Consider the following 21488-nt stretch of genomic DNA (forward strand, 5'->3'; position numbering starts at 1 on the left):
CCGGGCCTAGATGTTTGCCAAAGCAGATATTCCGAGGTGATCCATGCGCGACCTTCCCTTTCCCGTCCGTGACGCAAACGCAGCCGGAGGCGCCGGCGATCTTGGCAACCTGCCCGAATGGGATCTGACTGATCTGTACAGTTCGGAAGTAGCGCCGGAACTGGACCGCGATCTGGAATGGCTTGAGGGTGAGTGCGCGTCCTTCGCCGCCGACTACGAAGGCAAGCTAGCCGATTTGGATGCCGAAAGCCTGCTGAACTGCGTGCAGCGCAACGAAAAGATCAACGCTATCGCGGGCCGCATCATGTCCTTTGCCGGTCTACGCTATTACCAACTGACCACAGATGCCGAGCGCGCCAAATTCCTGTCGGATATGCAGGAAAAGATCACAATTTACACCACGCCGCTGGTGTTCTTCACACTTGAAATCAACCGCATCGACGATGACGCGCTGAAAGCGAACTTCGACGCAAAAGCCGATCTGGCCCGATATGAGCCCGTCTTCCGCCGCATTCGCGCGATGAAGCCCTATCAACTGTCTGATGAGTTGGAAAAATTCCTGCACGATCTGGGCGTTGTAGGTGACGCTTGGGAACGCCTGTTCGACGAAACCATTGCCGGGCTTACATTCACCGTGGACGGTGAAGAACTAAACATCGAAGGCACCCTGAACTTGCTGACCGAACAGGACCGCGCCAAACGTGAAGCTGCGGCGCGCGAACTGGCGGCTGTGTTTCAGGAAAACGTCAAAACCTTCGCCCGCGTACACAACACGCAGGCCAAGGAAAAAGAAATCGTCGACCGCTGGCGCAACATGCCCACGGCTCAGACCGGTCGCCACCTGTCGAACGACGTGGAACCCGAAGTGGTCGAAGCGCTGCGCGAGGCCGTCGTGGCTGCCTACCCCAAGCTCAGCCATCGTTACTATGAACTCAAACGCAAATGGCTGGGGCTGGATGTGATGCAGGTCTGGGACCGCAACGCGCCCCTTCCGATGGAAGACACCCGCATCGTCGGCTGGGATGAGGCCGAGAAAACGGTGATGGACGCCTATAACGCGTTTGATCCGCGTATGGGTGAAATCGCTGCCCCTTTCTTCAACAAGGGCTGGATCGATGCCGCCGTAAAACCCGGTAAGGCACCGGGTGCATTCGCACATCCAACCGTGACCGAAGTGCATCCTTACGTGATGCTCAACTATCTGGGCAAACCACGTGACGTGATGACCCTTGCGCATGAATTGGGCCATGGCGTGCATCAGGTTCTGGCCGCAGATCAGGGCGAGATGCTGTCATCCACCCCGCTGACCCTGGCCGAAACCGCCAGCGTATTCGGCGAGATGCTGACTTTCCGCAAAATGCTGGATCAGGCCGAAACGACCGAACAGCGCAAGGTGCTGTTGGCCGGCAAGGTCGAGGACATGATCAACACGGTCGTGCGTCAGATCGCCTTCTACGACTTTGAATGCAAACTGCACGCAGCCCGGCGCGAGGGCGAATTGACCCCCGACGACATCAACGCCCTGTGGATGAGTGTTCAGGCTGAAAGCCTTGGCCCGGCATTCGAATTCATGGATGGGTACGAGACCTTCTGGGCCTATATCCCACACTTCGTCCACTCGCCTTTCTACGTATACGCTTACGCGTTTGGGGATGGTTTGGTAAACGCCCTCTATTCCGTTTACGCGAGCGGCTCGGACGGATTCGAGGACAAGTATTTCGAAATGCTGCGCGCCGGTGGGTCCAAACACCATAAAGAATTGCTTGCCCCGTTCGGGCTGGACGCCAGCGATCCGAAATTCTGGGACAAGGGCTTGTCGATGATCTCGGGCTTTATCGACGAATTGGAAGCGATGGAAGACTGATCACTTCTGGCTTTTGGTCGTCAGGAACACGGCGGCCACGATCAGCACCGCCCCAAGGGCTGCAATCGGTGTGATTGCGGCCCCCAAAAACAGCGCCGAGTTGATGAACGTGAACACGACCGAAGCGGCGAACATCAGGGTCGCCGTCAGCGTCGACACTCGCGCGGCGGCCTCATACCACAGGTAATAAGCCAACGCGGTCGGAAGAATCCCAAGCAGGAAAAGGAAAACCACGTCATTGGCCGTTGGTACTTGCAGTGAAAACGCAGCCAGCGGCAACAACAGCACGCCTGCGCACAGGAATATCCCGAACAGGAAATTCAAACGCTCTGCGGTTGACACGGAATTGCGCATCGCGCGGCTACTTGAGATCAGGAAAACCGCCCAACTCAGGCCCGCACCGATTTCAAGCAGATCGCCAAACAAGGGGTCTCCGCCCCCTTGGAAATCCTGATAAACCGTTAGAAAAACGCCCAGAATGGCCAACGCTGTGGCCAGAACATCCGTACGTGTGACAGGTGTGTCAGCAAAGAAATACAAAAACACCAGCACGAAGAACGGCGCCGTATTTTCAAGCACCATCGCATTGGCCGCACCGGTATATTCCAACCCGATATGGAACAGGATGTAGTTGACGACCGTCGACAGAACCGCCAGCCGAAAGTTCCAATCGCTCAGGCGGATCGACACAGACACCCGCATCACACGTAGCATGCAATAGATGGCCACAGCCGCAATGAACACGCGCGTCACCGCGATCTGAAGCCCGCCCAGATCACTGGTCAGATAGCGCACGATGACGCTATGCGTGCCCCAAAGGAAGGCGGCCAGAAACCCAAGCACCAGACCATTTTGAAAAAGCTTGGTGTCGGGCATCCCTCGGACCCTGCTTACTTCAACTGACTGTCTTTAGAGCCGCGCCGATTGATCCCAGAACGCGCTTTGAAGGCCCCGTCCCGTTCCTGCTGGCAATCCAAACACAGCTTGACGCCCGGCAAGGCCAGACGCCGTTTTTCAGGGATTGGTTCCTCGCATTCTGCGCAATGGGTCAGGCTTTCGCCCACAGGCTGCTTCTGCGCCTGCATACGGGCAAGCTCGTCTGAAATGGATGCTTCGATCTGTTCACTTACCGCGCCGTCGCGCGCCCAACCGCCTGCCATGGCGTCCTCCTGATCAGGTGCCCGCCAGATTAGCCGAGCCGGGCGCGGCGTGGCAAGTCAGAGGGAAACCGCCCCCTCCAACACGCGGTCGATCATCTCTTGCGTGCCACGAGAAAATTCCAGCGGGCACGGGTACTCGACACCTTCGCGCACGGATCGGCAAAACGCCTCGACCTGAAGCTTGTAGTGGTCATCCCCGGGAAAGCGCGTGACCTGAACCTCAAGACCCGGACGGTGCAATTCCACGCGGGCCTCACCAAAAACGCGCGCGTTGAACGGAGCGGTCAGGCGAATAACGCCACCTTCGCCATGAAACACCATCTCTTGATGCGGATGCATGCGGATCGAGACATAGGCGGAATAGGTAAAATCCGGAAACTGAGCGCAAATTTCCGTGAAGGTGTCGATCCCGTCCTGCCAACGAATGGCCGACTCCACCCGTACCGGCTCCTGCCCCGTCGCAAATCGCGCCCCGCCGATCACATAAACACCGATGTCACGCAGCCCGCCACCGCCGGTCTCGGCACGGTTGCGGATGTTTCCGGTATCCGCGCGGTTGTCGAAACTGAAAGCACCGGTCACATGCACCAGTTTGCCGATGGCCCCATCTGCAATCAGCTTTCGCACCAATTGCCACTGCGGATGATGAACGATCATGTAAGCCTCGGCCGCCAGCAACCCGGTCTCATCGCATTTTTGGATCAGAGTGTCGAACTCGGCTCCGGTCATGGCCATCGGCTTTTCGCAAAGGACATGCTTGCCCGCATCCAATGCTTTGAGACTCCATTCCACATGCAGGTGGTTCGGCAAAGGAATATAGACAGCTTCAATTTGAGGGTCCGCAAGCAACGCGTCATAGCTGTCATAAACAGTTAGATCGGGGCAAAAGGCCCGAAACGGGTCGGCCTTGGCAGTATCCGACGTGGCCAACCCGGCCAAACGCGCGCCGTGGGCTGCATGAATCGCCGGTGCCATGAATTGCCGCGCGAATTTGGCAGCACCCAGAACACCCCATTGAACTGGTTTATGCATAATCTCCTCCGACATGTGTAATCAGGGGCGAATCCCTGCGTTATCGCTAACAGCCCCATTTCCTGACCTTCTAGCAACCATCCGACGTTAAGTCAGGCTTTTATCTGCATGGAACCTTCGTAGTCTGCCCCCAATGGTTGAAAGGGAGTGAGAATGAAACGGGTCTTCAACTGGATTGGTGGTCTGCTGTTGCTTGCAGTTGTGGTCGGTGCCGTCGTGTTTTTCGGATTTCTTCCGTCTTACATTGAAGCTGATCGGAACAACGTGATCGCCCATGCCCCCTATGCGGTATCCGACGATGCCGCCGCATTGCACGAAACCCTGATCGTCGGCGACTTACACGCGGACCCCCTGTTGTGGAGCCGTGATCTGACCGAACGCGGTACACGTGGGCAGGTAGATATCCCACGACTGATCGAAGGCAACGTCGCGCTACAGGTCTTTACCGCCGTCACCAAATCCCCCGCCGGACAGAACTATGAGGCGAACTCGGCTGAGTCTTTTGATAACATTACCCTTTTAGCAATCGGACAGTTATGGCCATTGCGCACGTGGGACAGCCTGAAGGAACGCGCCGTCTATCAGGCTGAAAAGCTGCATCAGTTCGAAGCGGCCTCGGACGGGCATCTGAAGGTCGTCAAGACAAGGGCCGATCTGGATGCCGTGTTGGCTGCCCGTGCGGCAGGTCAACCCGTTGTCGGAGGTATTCTGGGCATTGAAGGCGCGCATGCGCTAGAAGGAGATCTGAACAATCTGGACGCTCTGTTCGACGCCGGCCACCGAGTATTTGGACTGCACCACTTTTTTGACAACGAACTTGGCGGATCATTACATGGGGTGGGCAACGCTGGCCTCACAGAGTTCGGCCGTCAGCTTGTGGCAGACCTAACGCAACGGCCCGTAGTGATCGATTTGGCCCATTCCAGCCCTCAGGTCGCGCGTGACGTGATCGATATGACTGATGTTCCCCTGATCGTCAGCCACAGCGGCCTGCACGGATTCTGCCCGGTCAAACGCAATTATCCCGACGATCTGATGCAACAGATTGCCGCCACCGGCGGTGTAATCGGCATGGGCTATTGGGCGGACGTTACCTGCGGGGACATTACCCCGACCGGCATCGCCAAGATGATAAAGGCAGCCATCCAGACCGTTGGCGAAGACCACGTCTCACTGGGATCAGACTATGATGGCTCAGTAGAAACCGCATTTGACACATCGGAATTGGCGGCCTTGACCTCGGCATTGTTGGATCAGGGATTGACCGAAGCTCAGGTTCGGAAAGTGATGGGTGAGAATATGGTGAGAGTTTTCCAGCAACAATTGAACTAGTTGCACCTTGTGATTCAAATTGTTGAAATTTAAATGAGATCCGGTGTCGCCAAACCGGATCTTATCCGGGCTCTCAATTGATAAATCCGAATTTCGTGATCCGTTTTCCAACTCTCCCCGTAACAACTTTATCGCCGGGGAGAGAAACCTGACCTGTCAGCATTACTCCCGACCAAAGGCGCGCAACCGGGTGGGAGATAAACCGATATGCCAGCTAATACAGAACTACCTTCGATTACCGGAAAAGTCTTGGAACTAAGCGGGGACCCGGGAACCTTCGACCATAACGCTCATGATTTCGACATCCTTCGCGAGGCTGTTCTTGCAGCTGGTCTGGACGGAGCGTTGGCCGACCCCAACGCCGATCTGACCGTTTTTGCGCCGAAAGATGCGGCTTTCATCGGATTGGCTCAGGCTTTGGGCTTTGAAGGCTCGGACGAAGCCGGAGCGCTCAATCACATCGTGAAAGCCCTGACCCTTTTGGGCGGTGGCGATCCGATACCTCTGCTGACCGAAATTCTAACCTATCACGTCGTCGGTGAGTCATTCACGAAAGAAGAAGTCGTCAGTCTGGGCGACGGTGCGGCAATCGAAACGCTGCAGGGTGGTGAAGTGGAACTGAACCTTTCCAGCATGCCACCCAGCCTGGGCGATGCGGACCCGGGAATCGACGATCCAGGTCTTGTCGGATTCGACGTTCCCGCCTCGAACGGGATCATCCACGTTTTGGATGGGGTACTGCTGCCAGTTTCCGTGACCGGTATCCTCGGCCAGAAGAATACAGATTTCATTCTGGGAGATGACTCGGACGAATTCCACTTCACCGGTCGTGGCAAGGATTTAGTGCATGGTGGTGGCGGAAATGACGTCATCGGCGCCGGTCGCGGTAAAGATATTGTTCTAGGTGGTGATGGCAATGACACCATTTTCGGCGGTCGTGGCATGGACATTCTGCGCGGCGATGACGGGAACGACAAAATCTTTGGAGGTCGCGGCAAAGACCTGATCGATGGCGGCGCTGACGATGACTTTTTAGTCGGCGGCCGTGGGCGTGACACCTTTTTCTTCGAAGAAGGCGACGGAGAAGATACCATCCTCGACTTCCAGATCGGCAAGGACAAGGTCGACCTCAGCGCCTATGACGGCATCGACAGCTTCGAGGATATCGAAGACCACATCGAAAGCGGGTTCTTCCGCACCACAATCGAGTTGGGAGATGGCGACAGCATTGACCTGCTTGGCGTTGGAAACGGTCAACTGTCGGAAAGCGATTTTATCTTCGCGTAAACAAAAAAGCCCGCCATCTAAGGCGGGCTTTCTTTGCTTGGGTCCGTCTCAGACGCTGCCCAGCATCCCTTTTTCACGCGCCAATTCGCGCATTTTCTTTTGCAGCTTCTCAAACGCACGGACCTCGATCTGACGAATACGCTCGCGGCTGACATTGTACTGCGTACTCAGATCTTCCAGCGTGACGGGCTGATCCATCAAGCGGCGCTGAGTCAGGATGTCCTTTTCCCGATCATTCAGGACTTCCAGAGCAGCCGCCAGAAGCTCGCGCCGGGCGTCCAGCTCGTCGCGGGCTTCGTAATCGCCAGCCTGATCGGCATCCTCATCCTCAAGCCAATCCTGCCACTGCATTGTGCCTTCACCTTCGGACCCAACGGTCGCGTTCAGCGAGGCGTCACCACCGGACATACGGCGGTTCATGCTGATGACTTCTTCTTCGGTCACGCCCAGATCATTGGCGATCTGCTTGACGTTCTCGGGACGCAGGTCGCCTTCTTCCAGCGCACCAATGCGGGCCTTGGCTTTGCGCAGGTTGAAGAACAGCTTTTTCTGCGCGCTGGTCGTACCCAGTTTCACCATCGACCACGACCGTAGGACGTACTCCTGGATCGAGGCCCGAATCCACCACATCGCATAAGTCGCCAACCGGAAACCTTTTTCCGGGTCGAACTTTTTGACCGCCTGCATCAGGCCAACATTGGCCTCGGAAATCACCTCGGCTTGGGGCAAACCATAGCCGCGATAACCCATGGCGATCTTAGCTGCCAATCGCAGATGCGAAGTGACCATTTTATGAGCCGCTTCAGTATCTTGCTCTTCGACCCAACGCTTCGCCAGCATGTACTCTTCTTCCGGCTCCAGCAGCGGAAACTTGCGAATTTCCTGCATATAGCGGTTCAGGCCGCCTTCTGGCGTCGGCGCGGGGAGATTTGCGTAATTTGCCATGATTCATGTCCCTCCGACAAATGTTTAATTCGTTAACATGGGATATGGGAGGTCATCCCAATCCGTTCAAGAGGTACCGTTAACAGCTTGGAATTAACGATAGATAAAGGAAACCAAAGAAAGTCTTAATCACGTAACTTTGCGCATTATGTCAGCGGTGCGCGAAGCTGTTCAATCAGTTTCTGCATATCTTCAGGCAATTCAGCCTCGAACCGCAGGTTTTCGCCAGTTACCGGGTGTTCAAAACCCAACACAGCGGCGTGGAGCGCCTGCCGCGGAAAGGCTCGCACGGCCTCGGCTATGGTCGGGCTGAACGCCTTGGCGGCCAGTTTTCGCTTGCCGCCGTAAACCGGATCGCCCACCAGACCGTGCCCGGCATGGGCCATGTGTACGCGAATCTGGTGCGTGCGCCCGGTCTCCAACCAGCATTCGATCAGCGCTAGCCCTCCTGGTGACCCAAAAACCTCAACCAGACGTGCCCGCGTCACCGCATGACGCCCGCCATGAAACAGCACCGCCTGCCTTTGCCGGTCGGTCTTGTGCCGTGCCAGCTGCGTGGTCAAACGCATGATGTTTCCGGGCTCAAAACTGACGCCCTTCACACCGCGCAAACGAGGATCATTTGCATCCGGCACACCGTAGCAAATCGCGCGATAGTAACGCTCGACCGTGTGCGCCTCGAACTGTGCAGCCAGACCGTGATGGGCCGCATCGGATTTCGCCACCACCAGCAGACCGCTGGTTTCCTTGTCGATACGATGCACGATGCCGGGGCGTTTGACCCCGCCTACCCCGGACAGGTCGTCACCGCAGTGATGCAGCAACGCATTGACCAGCGTCCCGCTCGGAGACCCCGGCGCAGGATGCACCACCATACCCGCCTGTTTGTTGATGACGATCAGGTCAGCGTCCTCAAAGACAATCTCCAACGGGATATCTTCGGGACCAATATGGCTGTCTTTTGCCTCAATCACAGTAATCACCACGGATGCGCCCTCGGCCACTTTGGCCTTTGGGTCGCGCGCCTCGATACCGTCGATCAGAACAGCGCCCTGATCAATCAACCGGGCCAACCGCGTGCGCGATAGGTTTTCATCGGCTGGCACATCCCGCGAAAGCGCCTTATCAAGACGAGGCGGCGGATCGGCCGCAATCTGAAATTCAATCTGGCGGGTGCCCATGACTGTCCCTTCCGAACCCCAAGAACCGCAGGAAACACCGCAGCTTCGCCTGCTGCGGAGAATGGTCATGTTGTTGACCGCGGTGATGATTGGCGGGGTTCTAGTGACATTCGCGCTGATTGTCATCCGACTATCGGACAGAACCCCCTCCCTGCCGGATCAGGTCGAACTGCCTGACGGTGCCAAGGCGCAGGCTGTGACCATCGGCAGCAACTGGTATGCGGTAGTGACCGATGACAACCGTATTTTGATCTTTGACAAGACAACCGGTCGCCAGCGTCAGGAAATCACTATCGAGCGGTAGGGTTCAATCCTCTAACGCCATACGAAAAACGATCTCGGACGCGCGGCGCAGGGCGTCGTATTCCTCGGGCGTGTCGCGTCGGAATTTCTGGTCTTCTTCGCTTAGCTCAACCGGTTCAAACAGCCTTGCCCGGTCGGGAAAGAACTCTTGCTGGAACGTGAAGTCTTGCTTGGTCAAATATTCATCCAGCCAGGCTCGCTCGTCCGGCTCCAGCACATCATAGCGCCGGATCATGACCGGATCGCTGACCACACGCCGACGCAGCTGGCGACTTTCCTTGCGACCCATGGAACGTGAGACAATGCCAAAAGCTTCGCTGGCCACGCGCGACTGAGATTGGTTAGCGGGCCGTTTAGCCGCCGCGCCGTCCGGTAAAGGCACGCCTATGCGCGACATGAAATCATCCACGATATGGCCTTGGACCATCTGCGCGCGATCATACATCATCGGGACAATCGTAACGCCCGGAAAAGCCTGCCGGATTTGGTCCAGTTTCGCCGAAAAGGTGAAGGTGCCGGGGTCATCCTTGATTTTCGCCAGCCTGTCCCGGACATATTCCGACGCGCTGGTGCCCATACGGCCATTCTTAGCGCGCTGTTTGTAGTCGGCTTCAAAGAAATCCGAGTAGCGGCGGCAGTAATAGGTGATCCTTAAGTCGCGCGAGGGGATTTCCGCGAAAACCTGTGCCAACTTGTTCAAGTCACAAGAATAGAACATCTCTGAAGACACTAGGCAGGTCTGATCGCTGTGCGCCTCATACTCGGTGGCCATCAACGCACGGAACGGGTCCATCGAATCGTTGGTCTGATTGATGCGAAAGGCGATGATGTTGTGGCTGATCGCCAGACGTCCGCTCCCTTCCAACCGACGACGGCCCGCCTCAAGATAATGCAAACCGACATCAGCAAGCGGGGCCTTGTTCTGACGCACATATGCCTGCAACGCAGTCGTGCCAGTCTTGGGCATACCTATATGCAGCCAAAGCATCACAGGCCTCCTGTTTCAAAGAGAATTCCGCTCATTCCCCGTGACTGGCGGCAAAGTCGGCCGTCATCTGCTGCATAAGGTCCTGCATCTCGGGCAGCGCCCGGAGGTCGGAAATCTTCTGCCTGTGCAGATCGCAGGACAAATGATGCAACCGGGCCGTTTCAGGATCTGACAGCAGCTCGTAATAATGTTCGCGCTTGCGATCCAGGATGACGTCGATCGAGCCATCTTCCTCGGCGTTTTGGTTCATCATGTTCCAATAGTCCATGCCAAGGCTTTCCCCCAGATGGTGGGCCCGCCCGCGCATTTTCTTGACCAGATAGCTTTCACAGGACTTTAGCGCATAGTGATTGATCTGAACCAGATCATACCCAATAGAATCCCGCGCCGAGCGCCAACTAGCGCTAAAATACCGGTCGGGCATCAATTGTCCCGATCCATTGTACCAGTGGCAATCATCCATGGTCTCAACTGTCGGGCGTTTGGGCCGATGAACCCCCAGCGCACTCCAAAGTTCGCGCTGAAACATCGTTTTGAAACCCCAGGCTTGCGGTGGACGGTACTTCTGCTCTTGCGCCGCTCGTCGAAACTGGTCCGACAGGAATCGATCCTCATATCGAACGACCCCAGCATTTCCAAACAGGCGCCATGTCATCGAAATCATCTTGGCGTCCGGAACGGCATCGGTCAGCGCGCACAGAGTGTTATCCCCAGTTTTGACGTTGATATGTTCATCGGCGTCAATCACGATTACCCAATCCTGTGGGCGCGCAACTTCCATCTTCAGGAATTTTCTGTAGGCGCGTTTTTGCGGGCTAGTCTGGCGGCGAGAATTATTGTCGACGTGGGTCAGGATGCCACGCTCATCCAACCGCTTTAGCAATTCATCCGTGCCATCGGTGCAGTCATTGGTCATCACGACCATCTGGTCGACCCCGATTGCCCGGTTATGCGCGACCCATTCCAACACAAACGGGCCCTCGTTCTTCATGGGAGTTACGCTGATGTAACGGGGGTCCTGATCAGACACTTATTCGCCTCGTGTTTTATCGCTTTTTGAACCTGCGCCCGACATCCTGCGGTGTTCGTTCGGATCACAGACTAGGCCTACTGGTCCCGGCAGCCAAGAGCAATCGAGCACAGTTGAGAAATCCTGTGCCATTCTCACCGCGTGCGTGCCAGTTGATTGGCAAAACGCTTATACGGCGGGAAAAGGTCATGTGCTTTTTGCAAGTACGGCCTTGCTTTACCTTTATTTCCTCGACGAAGGTAAATTTGCCCGGCCATGCCTTGAATCGATGCAGTTGCCTCGTCGAGGTCCGCTGCCTGCAGAATCTGACTTTCGCCCTGCTCAGACGCGCCGTTTCTTTCTAAAAAACGCCCCATCGCAAAGATTAAAAATGGATTGTCCGGATCGCATGCCAACGCTTCTGCCATAGTCAGCCTTGCCCGCTGTTGATCGCCCTCACCCTCATAAAGTTCCGCAAGCCTTTTATAATACAATGAGTTATCTGGCCTAACTGAAATGACCTCGCGGGTGATATCGATGGCTCGAGACCTTGGGAATTCCCCCGTATGCGCGCGCAAGACAGCTTCGAAGCTCATCCTTCGAGGATCGTCGCCCGGTACATCCGTTGCTCTCTCCAAACTTTCTGCAAGCAACGCAATCCGAGCCGGATTGCTAAACAACCTTTTTGCTTTCTGATCCAAAGCGAGGTCCGACCAGTCAAACAGAACAAAGTCAAAGTTACAGGGCAATCTGACAAGCGCCTTTCGCTGTGCCAAATGAGAATTAAAGTTGAACCACGGCCGCCTTATGAGTTTTTGCAGTGACCAATCTGTTGGCGGCAACACACGCAAGGCTAACTGGTCCCGATAAAAAGCACGCGACCCAAGCACAACGACATCAGGCCTTAGTGGTTTTGCCCAGAATGCCTGACTAAAGGCCCTTGCTGCGCGCCATCTCTTTTTCAGCCGCCCCAGGACTGCGCATTGCAGGGCACAAAGAACGGCATAATCTTCCGGCCACAGGTTCTCGTTTCTCAGTGCCTCTTCGGACATCGCGAGCGCTTCACGCCATCGGCTGAGATAGAACAGATTCAAAGCCTGAAGTAGCGGCATAAAAGCGTTTTCCGCTCCGGCTTTCAACAAGGGGTCGGCCAATTCCAACGCCTCTTGCGAGCGATCATCCGATCCAAGTTGATATATATGAAATAAAGTCTTCGCATAAATATGGGACGCCTCGGACACATTCAAAAACCCACCTGCCCCGCCTTTCAGGCGTTGGACCACACGCTCATTTGCGGCGTGAAATTCTTCTTCGTTCAACACGTCGCGAAACACTAGGCGTTGCTGGCCAGAGATCCGCGCAGCCGCCATCGAAAAGGCCGAGATAACTGGCGCTATAACCTGTTGGGCGCGCGACATTGTGTACAGCTCAAGAAAATCACGCTGCGCACGGGTCATGCCCGACACATCCGCAATGTCGGACATCTGCAGCAATCGCGGAAACCGGTTTTGAAACCGGGTGATCAGTTCGGGCTGGTCGGAAAACATGATGGACGTTTGTCCAGCAGTTTTCTCCAGATGCGCCTCGTACAGCTCTTCGGGTTCGATCTTGGCAGGCCAGGTTGTGTGCTTCCACGGCAGCCCGTTCAGAATGTCACCCCGCCGGATGTGATAGGCCGATACCCCCTGCCCTGACAGCTTTTCATCCGCCCGGTCCATGATGGTCCGGATTTCGTCATTAAAGCCGATCTGATGGATGAAATCCCGATACCGCGGACGTATGGCCTCGACATCTTCCCAGGGAAAGGCCAGCACTTCGAACCCTTCCTCAACCACAACCGACCGGCCCGAATTGAGATGCGCAATCAGGCGGTCTGGGGTTTTGTCCCCCTGAAAGGTCCAGATTGGCAAAGCCTTGTCGCTGAGTTTTTCAAACGCCTTTTCACTGAGGAATTGCGCATCCATCCAATCCTGGGCAAACAGTTCCTGCGGATGATCCAGCTCGGGTGCATCCGATCCTTTCGGAAACCAATTAACCTTGTAAGTGGTGTCAAAATCCTCGGCCAGACGAATGCAGGTCAGCATCATCAGCAGGCGCGCGCCCATGCGGTCTTTGCGCTGGCCGATGAACACTCCTTTCGCAGGCGTCATTGGGACTTCTCTGCCTCAACCAATGCGGCGCGACGCATTATGCGGAACTTATGGCGCGCCTGACCCACCAACTTTGGGTGACGTTCGCCTGCCTGCGCCTCAATCGCGCGCATCACCATCGGCAACCGGCGCCGTGCGCGCATCATTTTATAGAAATCACCTGCCTCAAGCGATCCGTCCATAGCCTTCTGCATGACGGGCTTGAGGATACCCAGCTTGCGCAACATAGGGGCTGCAAAATGGTTCGAAAACCATGTCTTAAGCAGCATGACATTTTCACCCTTCAGCCGAGTGACCTGCTGCCGGTCAAGGTCGAAAAACGGGTCATAGAAGACATAGGCCTTACCCGCCTGCTTCACAGTCTGCGCGGCGTCACCATATGGCAGATCCCAATCCTGCACCCGCCCGAAACGATACCGCGTTTCCCACGGGACCAATCGTTCATCCAGTGACGTCTGAGGGTTAAATGCGATCACATTTGCACCCGGGACCAATTCAGAAAAGGTCAGCGCCCCGAACCCGCCCATCGAGGCCCCGGCAAAGACGACCTGATCGAACTGGTCGAAAAACCCTTCGGCTGCGCGGTTCTGAAAATACGTGATGATCTCTGGATCTCGATACCAGGCCTTGGTGCGCGCGAATATCCCCATATGCGACCAGCCCTCATCACGGAAGAATTTCCAACCCCAAGGTTCGCGAGCAAAGGATAGGTCGTTCGCATTGGCGATATTGTCAAAGCTGACAACCAGTTGCGAGGCAGAGCGTTGATGAAACAGCACCGAATGACGTTCCAACTTTTGCAGGAAACCGACCCCATCTCCACCAGGATAGAGTTCGACAAACCATGGCGGCGCCGGATCGGTCAGAATACGTTCATACCCCGTCTTGCGGTCGGGGTGATCGGGTTTCAACTGCTCTTTCGAAAGGTCGTCTGCCATGATCTTCAGATGAGATTATCCGCCAGCCAAACCCGAAAATCCACCCAGTCTGGCCGCATTTTTATCTCGGCAATCTTGGCACGGTGCCAGTCACAGGCCTGCGCGTGAAGTGCGCCCAGCGTTTCGTCCGCCTTAAGCTCTGCCAACAATGGTGCCGCGCGCCGTGCGATGGGCTGAATGGATTGGTCAGCTTCTTTGTTGGCATTCATGTCCTGCCAGTAGGATTGCCCCTGATCCACTTTGATATGGTTGGTCCGTCCGCGGTCGCGTTTGATCAGAAAACCGTCCAGCGATCGAACCGAGTAATGATGCAGTCGCCCAAGTGAATGATCGAAGCCACGCCAAGCGCGCCACCCCACTTTTTCGGCCGGAAACAGCTTGCCCCCGGCGTCGGACCAGGCAATCTCACCTTCCTTGCCTTCTTCCATACCCTTTGGGCGATGCGGGCCAAACCGGGTGAATTTGCCATTGTTGCGAAACAGGGTTTTAAGTCCAAACGCCCGGCTTGAATGGTAAGGAAACTCTTGATCTCCCATCGCGAAGGTTTCGGTTACGGGTCTGTCTTCAAAGCTGATATTGCCGGAACTGCCAAACAGTTTCCACGCGAATGAAATCGCATCCACCGGCTGCTCCGCACGGTTTTCAACCTCGGTGATCAACGCGTCAAAGCTGTTGTCGCCGTGGCGAATGTTCCAGAACTCATCCACATCCAGACATAACAGCCAATCAGCTTCCTTGACCTTAGGATGACGCCGCGCCCGACGCAGCATCTGATGCTGTGGATTGCCTCCCTCTTTCACCTCGTTCGAGACGTGGGTGGCCACCCCCAACTCCTGCAGTCTGCGGGCAATATCGTCGGTGCCATCGTCGCAATCGTTGGTGAAGATCACAAAGTGATCGACCCCCAATGTTTTATGAAACGCGACCCATTCCAGCATATAGGGGCCTTCGTTCTTCATCGTGGTGAATACGGTAATGGCCTGAGACATAAATACTTCCCGACTTGCGTTGACCTTCGTCATACACAACCCAGAGGGCGCGGGCGAGACAGGAATTGGAGTAATCAGCAATCCGGCGCAAACTGGTGCAACTCTACCCCGATCCATGGGGCTGATCGCCATAAATTCAGAAGAGAATGGTGCGGTCGAGATGCATTGAAGACTTGAACACGCATACTTCTGACCGTTTCTGGTTGCTTCAAGAAGTCGTCTAACTTACTGCAAAATAAAAAAATATGGTTTCATTTCGCCTCAGAGTGGTTCACTGTGTCTCACACTAAAAGGTGGACCATAGGGTGGACCAAATTCCAGCACTCAACAAGCTATCATCATTGCAAGTGAAGAACACTCAAACCGGCTAGTGCTTGGATGGCGAGAACCCCTGGCTGCCAAAAACGACGGTGATGCTGGCAAGTAGTGCTTCGGGTTCATGTCCACAGGCTTCGCAGAGAGATGGGGTTGGGTGCTCTGTCAGCCATAGCTCTAAAGATTCACGCCAAGAAGTAGAGAAATGGCGACCCGTAGCCCGTAAAGGCAAAGACCCCATCAAAGAACAAGAACGGATACGCCGGGAAGCTGCTTAGACCGATCACGCTTTGACCGTGGTTGCGAAAGAAACCTTCAGGAAATTAGAGAGAGGCGAATACGCCAGATCTCGCATCAGATCAAATTTCGAGAAGAAGCTTACGGGTTCTTTCTCCGAGTTGTTGCCGCCCGGTAGGCACTGAGAACGGACAAAGTAGGCCAAAAGCACAAAGGTTGAACGTCTGATGAACGAGCGCGCGGATCGATTTAAATCAGCAAAATGAAAAACTCAGGGCGTTCTAATGTATTTTTTACACCAACAGCCTAGTCTCAATCACCATCCATATATGCAGTTTTTCAACCGATATTCGCCGCTCGACCTTCCGACATTTCAGCCATTTCGACGGCCTTGTCTATCAAGAACAACGCCTCCATCTTGGTTTTGGCTTTAAGCATAACTTCTTCGCTAACTTGGAAGCCAATTGGCCGACCTGAAGTGGTGTCACCGGAAATTTCTTTCAATGCCTCCGGAAGCGGAGCTCCCAACTGGTCCTCGCTCAAATTAATTTGATTGTCGCAGATCACCAAGAACACGCCATTTCCCCAATAGGTCGCCACTTTACGCCCTTCCTGACTAGCTGACAGAACCGCTTTACCAGCTAAAGTCATGGCACTACGGAATTCACTGACCGTGCTCGTCTCATAGATTTGTTCGGCGCCTATACATTTCACCGCCACAAGCTTTGCAGCCATGGAGTGCATCGTTGAAAGCTGAATTACGTAGTTCTCAAATTCAGCTAACCCAATGAAACCGGGCAAATCTCCGAAGCATTGCGGATCACTTAAGCGAACGTCCGGACTATTGCCAAAACACAACTCAAAATCCGCTTCAGCTTCCAGCACTTCGATTGCGGCTCTGCGTTCCGCTGCCATTCTATAGGCGTCAGACAACCTCTGCTTCAGATCAGAGAACTCAAAAGGCTTTGTAACGTAGTCCGTCGCCCCAACTTCGAATGCTTCGTCGATGTACTCTTTTTGCACCATGGCGGTCACCATGATAATAGGCGTGTAAGTGTACTCTGGTAATTTTCGCACTTCTTCGCAAAGAGTTATGCCGTTCATTTGCGGCATCTGCACATCCAGTAGCAAGCAGTCGAACGCTTCGTTAGGTCGTGACAGTATTTCAATGGCCTCTAGCCCACTTCTGGCGGTGACGACGTCTTTATAACCGAACGCGTCTAGAACTCTATCTAGCAACTCCAGGATGCTAGGATCGTCGTCTACAGCAAGTATACGCATAACTTTTCACCAACCTTTTACACCTCACCAAACGTTGGGCATTGCAGACTTCAGGCAACGGTTGGCTCGCGCATGATACACTCAGGGTTTTCTCATCCTCTCTTACGAAGGCGGCAAAACGGTGACACAAGGTGGGCTTCCTTATGTCTGTGCATTTTTTTTAACTTGCGCAATTCTTCCCGTGCGAGAGCGCATACTGAAAAGCAAATCCCTCCAATTCTTGATGCCAATTTAACTTTGCTCCTATCAGCCGTCACGACTGCCTCGAAATACTATCGGATAGCGAAACCGCGCCTGATCCATCGAGAATTTGAAAGGAATACATAAGAGAAGCTGTATTTTTTCAAAATGTTGCCAGACAAGGGGAAAGAAGTGGAACCTGCGGGAGAAAATAGAAGCCAAGAACTTTCTAAAGTTTTTGGTCAATCAGCGAAGGTAACCAAAGGAAGGGAGGAGATTTAGACACACCTATCCATCTATTCGGGCAACTACCGCATAGGGTTGTGGACTTGCTGAGTTGAATCTTGCCATAAGTGTGTCAGAAATATGAGTAAAATATGGACCAACCACTCAGGTATAAGCAGACATACCCGGTCCCGGAGGGGCTTCCGGAACTGACACCTGCTAACGGCACTTCAGGCGCACCAAATACTTTGGCGCGACTAGAAATTTTTGCTGCCAATAGCAGTCCGCCAATGCCACGTGGCAACATTGGCCATATTCGCGCGACTACACTTAATTTTCGCAATATTTCCGAGCATGGCACCCTTCTGACAAAATACCTTGAAACCAGAAAATCAATTTTCATTGACCAGTTAAAGTGGCAAGTTGGTGAAGCTGACGGGATGGAATTTGACCAATACGACACGCCAGCCTGTCGATGGGTTGTGTTGCATGAATTCGGTGAGGTCTTAGGAGGTGTGCGACTTCTGCCCACGACTGCAGAGTGCGGGGTATACAGTTATATGCTGCGCGACGCGCAAAGAGGTATCCTTAAAGGAATACCAACTGACGTTCTATTTATTGACGCCCCGGTAAAGCGCTCTGTTTGGGAAGCATCCCGTTTCTTCGTGGCAAAGGATGTTGCATCGTCACGCAGGCTTCCGGTTCAACAGGAGTTGTTTCACCAGATGACTACTGTCGCGATGGAAGGTGGTGCAACCAGCATCCTGGGCATCGTCCCCTCAGTCTGGGCACGGTGGTCACGGCGACTGGGCATCAATGCCTCGCCTGTCGGCGCAAAGTTTTCCATCGATGGCACCATCAGTCAGTCGGTTTTATTCAACATCCACAAGTAAATGGAACACCTCACCCACTAGATTGTCTTATTTACTCTTGGACGCCCGACGCATATTTCATTGCAACTAAGGTTGATTTTAAGACTATTGGGAAAACTCGGTTGTATTGCATTTTCGTGGGGTTTCCAGAGTCGATGCTTAGACTTCCAACCGTTGTTCTATTCCGTAGTTTTGCGATCGTAGACTGCCCTTTAGCGCCAACAGATTGCCGAAAAAATAACGTTAAGAGAAAGCGACGCTAGTTCACAACAATAACTGGCAATTCGTTATTGAGGCCGTTGGCGCCAAATAAAGGTCAAGAAAAAGCCCCTTTCTACAAAGACTTTCTCCATTTTTGCCGCTGTTTCGACCCACTCTCCTCATAAGTTTATCCCGTTATGAGGATATCGACGGTTCACCAGTTATGAGACATTCCACATTTGGCAGTGATCGGTTCCAAAGAATTTTAGAGCATCGAGCGCAAAGAAAGACCGCACTTACTGTACTGGCGGTTGATGATGATCCTGACATTTTGAAATTGCTCCAGTCAGCACTTCCTGAATTCGAAAACTGCAATGTGGCTGCTGCCAGTTCAGCTGATGAAGCGCTTGGGATGATAGAAGCAGCAGAATCCCCGTTCGACTGTCTGCTTGTTGACATTCAGATGCCTGGAACCTCAGGGATAGAGTTGCTTTCACAAATCCGAAACCTGCCGGAAAATCTGGAAACACCTGTCATAATGCTGACTGCACTGGATGACAGGCACAACATCGAGAAGGCATTTTTAGAAGGCGCGTTTGATTATGTAACTAAACCCTTCGACTTCTTTGAATTGCGCAGCCGTATGAACGCTGCTCACCTTCTGATGATGGAAAGAAAGAAAACCCAATCCTCATCGGCGTCGATAGAAAATCTTCGCAGTGCATTGGATTTCAACCAGAAATTCAATTTCAAGGATCCTTTATCTATCGACGAGCAGGAACAATGTTTGGGGTATGTCGAATTCGATAACTATGTCGAGCAGCTTTCACGGAGGCGTCGATTTGACACCTGGGTCACCGCAATCAAATTTCGTGACGCCGAGTATCACTTTGATCTGAAGAATTTTGGTGATTTTCGGCGATCTGTTTCCGACATTGGATTCTGCATTGAAAGAACAACACAGGCTGCTGGAGGAATCTATTCCTATCGCGGGAGTGGCGCATTTCTCGTTGTTACACATGGGCGGGAACGCACCCAGAATATTCCGACCGAAGCTTTCCTAAACCAAGAACTAGGGACTGTTCTCAGCAACCGCTGCGCATCTGTCCATCTTAAAGTGGTGAAAGGTACACCGGTATCGCTTCGTTCTTTTACGAAGGTTGGAGCATTCGCCTCTTTGGACATGGCTATCAAAAAAGTGAATCATCGTGAGGCCAATCTCAGAAAGGGTCTGGTTACAACCTCTTCCACATTTTCAGAGCCCACACCGCATCGCAAAGAAATGGTCAACGATAGATTGTTTGATGTAGTCTTGCGTGAACTGTACGGCGATAACACTTACCTCACTCGCCGGCAGTAAGCTAATTCTATCGCCAGGCCTGACGTCGATCAAAGGTCAGGCACTGGAGTTTAGATATCAACTTTATTCGCGAACCCGTTCGGCATTGAGGATGAGTGGGCCACTGGTACGCATGGTGAATGTCAAAACTGGTTCCGGTAATTCAGACTCTGTAATCGAAAAATTTATTCGACGGAGCACCGAAGCCATAAGTACCATGATTTCGGTTTCAGCGTACTGAGCACCAATGCAGATCCTGGGACCATCTCCAAATGGAATGTACTGACCTCTAGGTAGTGTAGATCCCAAGAACCGTTCCGGTCGATAGTGGTCAGGAGCATCCCATAATTTTTCGTTTCTGTGCAAAGAGTAAACTGGGAAGAACAGTGCGTCACCATTTGCAATCTTTACCCCTTTGATTTCAAGGTCGGCAGTTGCGTCTCTAGCAAAGAACGCGGCTGAAGGGTAAAGCCGCAGCGTCTCTTTTACATGGGCGCGCAGGAGTGGCATTGCCTCCAGGTCAGAAAACTCCATTGGACCTTTGGGGCGAACCGACCGAATTTCTTGTCTAACCTTAGCTTGCATATCTTGGTGCAACGCCAGCAGATAATACCCCCAGGCCAGAGCGTTGGCGGAAGTTTCATGACCAGCGACGACAAAGGTTAAAAGGTTGTCAACGGTTGTCGCTTCATCCTCGAAATCTGTTTTCAACGCCTCAATCATGAAATCGAGGAAATCCTGTGGCTCGCTGCGGCATTCGGAGCGACGCTGATCAATAACCTGTCTGGCAAGGTTCCGCATATTAGTCACCGGGGCCAGGCTGCGTAGCCAATTCTTGCGCGGCACCCACTTTGGCAAACCCATTAAATCGAAAAGAGACAAATCAGAAATGTACTCAAAATACTTGATCAGCCCCACGCGTATTTGCTCTGAACTGACTTTCTTGTTACCCGAAAAAATCACCCTGGAAATATTCGTCAACGTTGATGCAGGCGCAATTTGTGCAACATCTACGGGGCCTTCGTGTTCCGCTAATGAATCTGCAATCTCGACACCAGTCTCTGCAAAATGCCGAGCCAGAACCGGGAGGTTCCTGGCGGCGAATAGTGGAGAATACCTACGCCGCTGCTGACGCCATTTTTCCCCTTCAGAGAGTATCAACCCGTTGCCTACAGCCGATCCAATAATGTCTTTAGTGAACTTGGCTTTGGGAAACGAACGGCCCTGCCCGACAAGTAACTCGGTTATTATTTCAGGATCGCAGATATAGTGTATGTTTAAAGGCCCACGAACATAAGTTTCACGCAGAGTTTCGGCCGGGATGACTTCAAACATGTTTCGACCAGCGGACCTTGCAAACTGAAGCAGTGTCACCGGCTTTTTTGCAAGCCTAGCCGAAACAGGAGCGACAGCGCCCTGCCCCAACTTCGTAAATTCAACTGCAGTCAAACCCCAACCCTTTTAGATTTTCTCCTTCTTTATGGCACATTAAGATAAAAAAAATTGCACTTAGCAACGAGATCGTCAATTCTGGGCGCCCCACACTGCATTTGCGCAACAAAATTTTTCAACCTCTCACATCAGAATCTTGCGTGAAACGCCAACAATCACGGTGGCCTTCAAAGGATTAGCGCCAAACTGTGAACCCAATTCAGACCAA

At 53.5% G+C, this 21488-nt stretch carries 18 protein-coding genes; 6 read left to right on the forward strand and 12 right to left on the reverse strand.

The features are described from left to right. Positions 1-43 precede the first annotated feature (43 nt). Positions 44-1864, forward strand: coding sequence for a M3 family oligoendopeptidase (locus AB1A64_RS08710; protein ID WP_366551049.1), 1821 nt, complete (start codon positions 44-46; stop codon positions 1862-1864). Here the strand turns inward: AB1A64_RS08710 and AB1A64_RS08715 are convergent, their stop codons facing one another. From AB1A64_RS08715 to AB1A64_RS08725, 3 genes are read right to left on the reverse strand one after another with little or no spacing between them, the layout of a single operon-like run. Further along, positions 1865-2740, reverse strand: a complete 876-nt coding sequence (locus tag AB1A64_RS08715; RefSeq protein ID WP_366551050.1) for a DMT family transporter — start codon at positions 2738-2740, stop codon at positions 1865-1867. A 14-nt stretch (positions 2741-2754) separates the two neighbouring features. After that, positions 2755-3024, reverse strand: coding sequence for a DksA/TraR family C4-type zinc finger protein (locus AB1A64_RS08720; protein WP_170348374.1), 270 nt, complete (start codon positions 3022-3024; stop codon positions 2755-2757). 57 nt (positions 3025-3081) lie between these two features. Then, the gene (locus tag AB1A64_RS08725; RefSeq protein WP_366551051.1) at positions 3082-4056 is read right to left on the reverse strand and encodes a Gfo/Idh/MocA family oxidoreductase; all 975 of its coding nucleotides are present in this window, start codon (positions 4054-4056) and stop codon (positions 3082-3084) included. Positions 4057-4209: 153 nt separating this feature from the next. On the opposite strand from AB1A64_RS08725, the gene AB1A64_RS08730 reads away from it, so the two are divergent. Both AB1A64_RS08730 and AB1A64_RS08735 read left to right on the forward strand, forming a co-directional pair. Further along, positions 4210-5388, forward strand: coding sequence for a membrane dipeptidase (locus tag AB1A64_RS08730; protein WP_366551052.1), 1179 nt, complete (start codon positions 4210-4212; stop codon positions 5386-5388). A gap of 207 nt (positions 5389-5595) precedes the next feature. Beyond that, positions 5596-6675, forward strand: a complete 1080-nt coding sequence (locus AB1A64_RS08735) for a fasciclin domain-containing protein (protein ID WP_366551053.1) — start codon at positions 5596-5598, stop codon at positions 6673-6675. A gap of 48 nt (positions 6676-6723) precedes the next feature. Here AB1A64_RS08735 and rpoH read toward each other — a convergent pair whose 3' ends face one another. Then, entirely contained in the window at positions 6724-7620 is an 897-nt protein-coding gene (rpoH, locus tag AB1A64_RS08740; RefSeq protein ID WP_366551054.1) for an RNA polymerase sigma factor RpoH, read from the reverse strand. 146 nt (positions 7621-7766) lie between these two features. Then, positions 7767-8801 carry an RluA family pseudouridine synthase gene (locus tag AB1A64_RS08745; RefSeq protein WP_366551055.1) on the reverse strand — a complete coding sequence of 345 codons (1035 nt, stop codon included), beginning with the start codon at positions 8799-8801 and terminating at the stop codon, positions 7767-7769. On the opposite strand from AB1A64_RS08745, the gene AB1A64_RS08750 reads away from it, so the two are divergent. After that, complete coding sequence (locus AB1A64_RS08750; RefSeq protein WP_366551056.1) at positions 8800-9105, forward strand: DUF6476 family protein; 306 nt, start codon at positions 8800-8802, stop codon at positions 9103-9105. The genes AB1A64_RS08745 and AB1A64_RS08750 overlap by 2 nt on opposite strands. A gap of 3 nt (positions 9106-9108) precedes the next feature. Here AB1A64_RS08750 and AB1A64_RS08755 read toward each other — a convergent pair whose 3' ends face one another. From AB1A64_RS08755 to AB1A64_RS08780, 6 genes are all read right to left on the reverse strand, one after another. Further along, complete coding sequence (locus AB1A64_RS08755; protein WP_366551057.1) at positions 9109-10092, reverse strand: hypothetical protein; 984 nt, start codon at positions 10090-10092, stop codon at positions 9109-9111. Between the two features lie 31 nt (positions 10093-10123). After that, complete coding sequence (locus tag AB1A64_RS08760; protein WP_366551058.1) at positions 10124-11083, reverse strand: glycosyltransferase family 2 protein; 960 nt, start codon at positions 11081-11083, stop codon at positions 10124-10126. A gap of 173 nt (positions 11084-11256) precedes the next feature. After that, the gene (locus AB1A64_RS08765) at positions 11257-13251 is read right to left on the reverse strand and encodes a hypothetical protein (protein ID WP_366551059.1); all 1995 of its coding nucleotides are present in this window, start codon (positions 13249-13251) and stop codon (positions 11257-11259) included. Continuing rightward, complete coding sequence (locus AB1A64_RS08770; RefSeq protein WP_366551060.1) at positions 13248-14189, reverse strand: hypothetical protein; 942 nt, start codon at positions 14187-14189, stop codon at positions 13248-13250. The genes AB1A64_RS08765 and AB1A64_RS08770 overlap by 4 nt, the downstream gene beginning before the upstream one ends. Before the next feature lie 5 nt (positions 14190-14194). After that, positions 14195-15178 (reverse strand): glycosyltransferase family 2 protein, encoded by a 984-nt coding sequence (locus AB1A64_RS08775; RefSeq protein ID WP_366551061.1) that lies wholly within the window; start codon positions 15176-15178, stop codon positions 14195-14197. An 891-nt stretch (positions 15179-16069) separates the two neighbouring features. Further along, a complete protein-coding gene (locus AB1A64_RS08780) occupies positions 16070-17011 on the reverse strand; it encodes a response regulator (protein WP_366551062.1) in 942 nt (313 codons plus the stop codon). 557 nt (positions 17012-17568) lie between these two features. Here AB1A64_RS08780 and AB1A64_RS08785 point away from each other — a divergent pair. Both AB1A64_RS08785 and AB1A64_RS08790 read left to right on the forward strand, forming a co-directional pair. Beyond that, positions 17569-18309 (forward strand): acyl-homoserine-lactone synthase, encoded by a 741-nt coding sequence (locus AB1A64_RS08785; RefSeq protein WP_366551063.1) that lies wholly within the window; start codon positions 17569-17571, stop codon positions 18307-18309. Between the two features lie 403 nt (positions 18310-18712). After that, positions 18713-19849 (forward strand): response regulator, encoded by a 1137-nt coding sequence (locus AB1A64_RS08790; protein WP_366551064.1) that lies wholly within the window; start codon positions 18713-18715, stop codon positions 19847-19849. Positions 19850-19912: 63 nt separating this feature from the next. Here AB1A64_RS08790 and AB1A64_RS08795 read toward each other — a convergent pair whose 3' ends face one another. Further along, complete coding sequence (locus AB1A64_RS08795; protein ID WP_170409423.1) at positions 19913-21277, reverse strand: cytochrome P450; 1365 nt, start codon at positions 21275-21277, stop codon at positions 19913-19915. Positions 21278-21488: the final 211 nt, after the last annotated feature.

Source organism: Ruegeria sp. ANG10, from assembly GCF_040705255.1.
GTDB lineage: Bacteria > Pseudomonadota > Alphaproteobacteria > Rhodobacterales > Rhodobacteraceae > Ruegeria.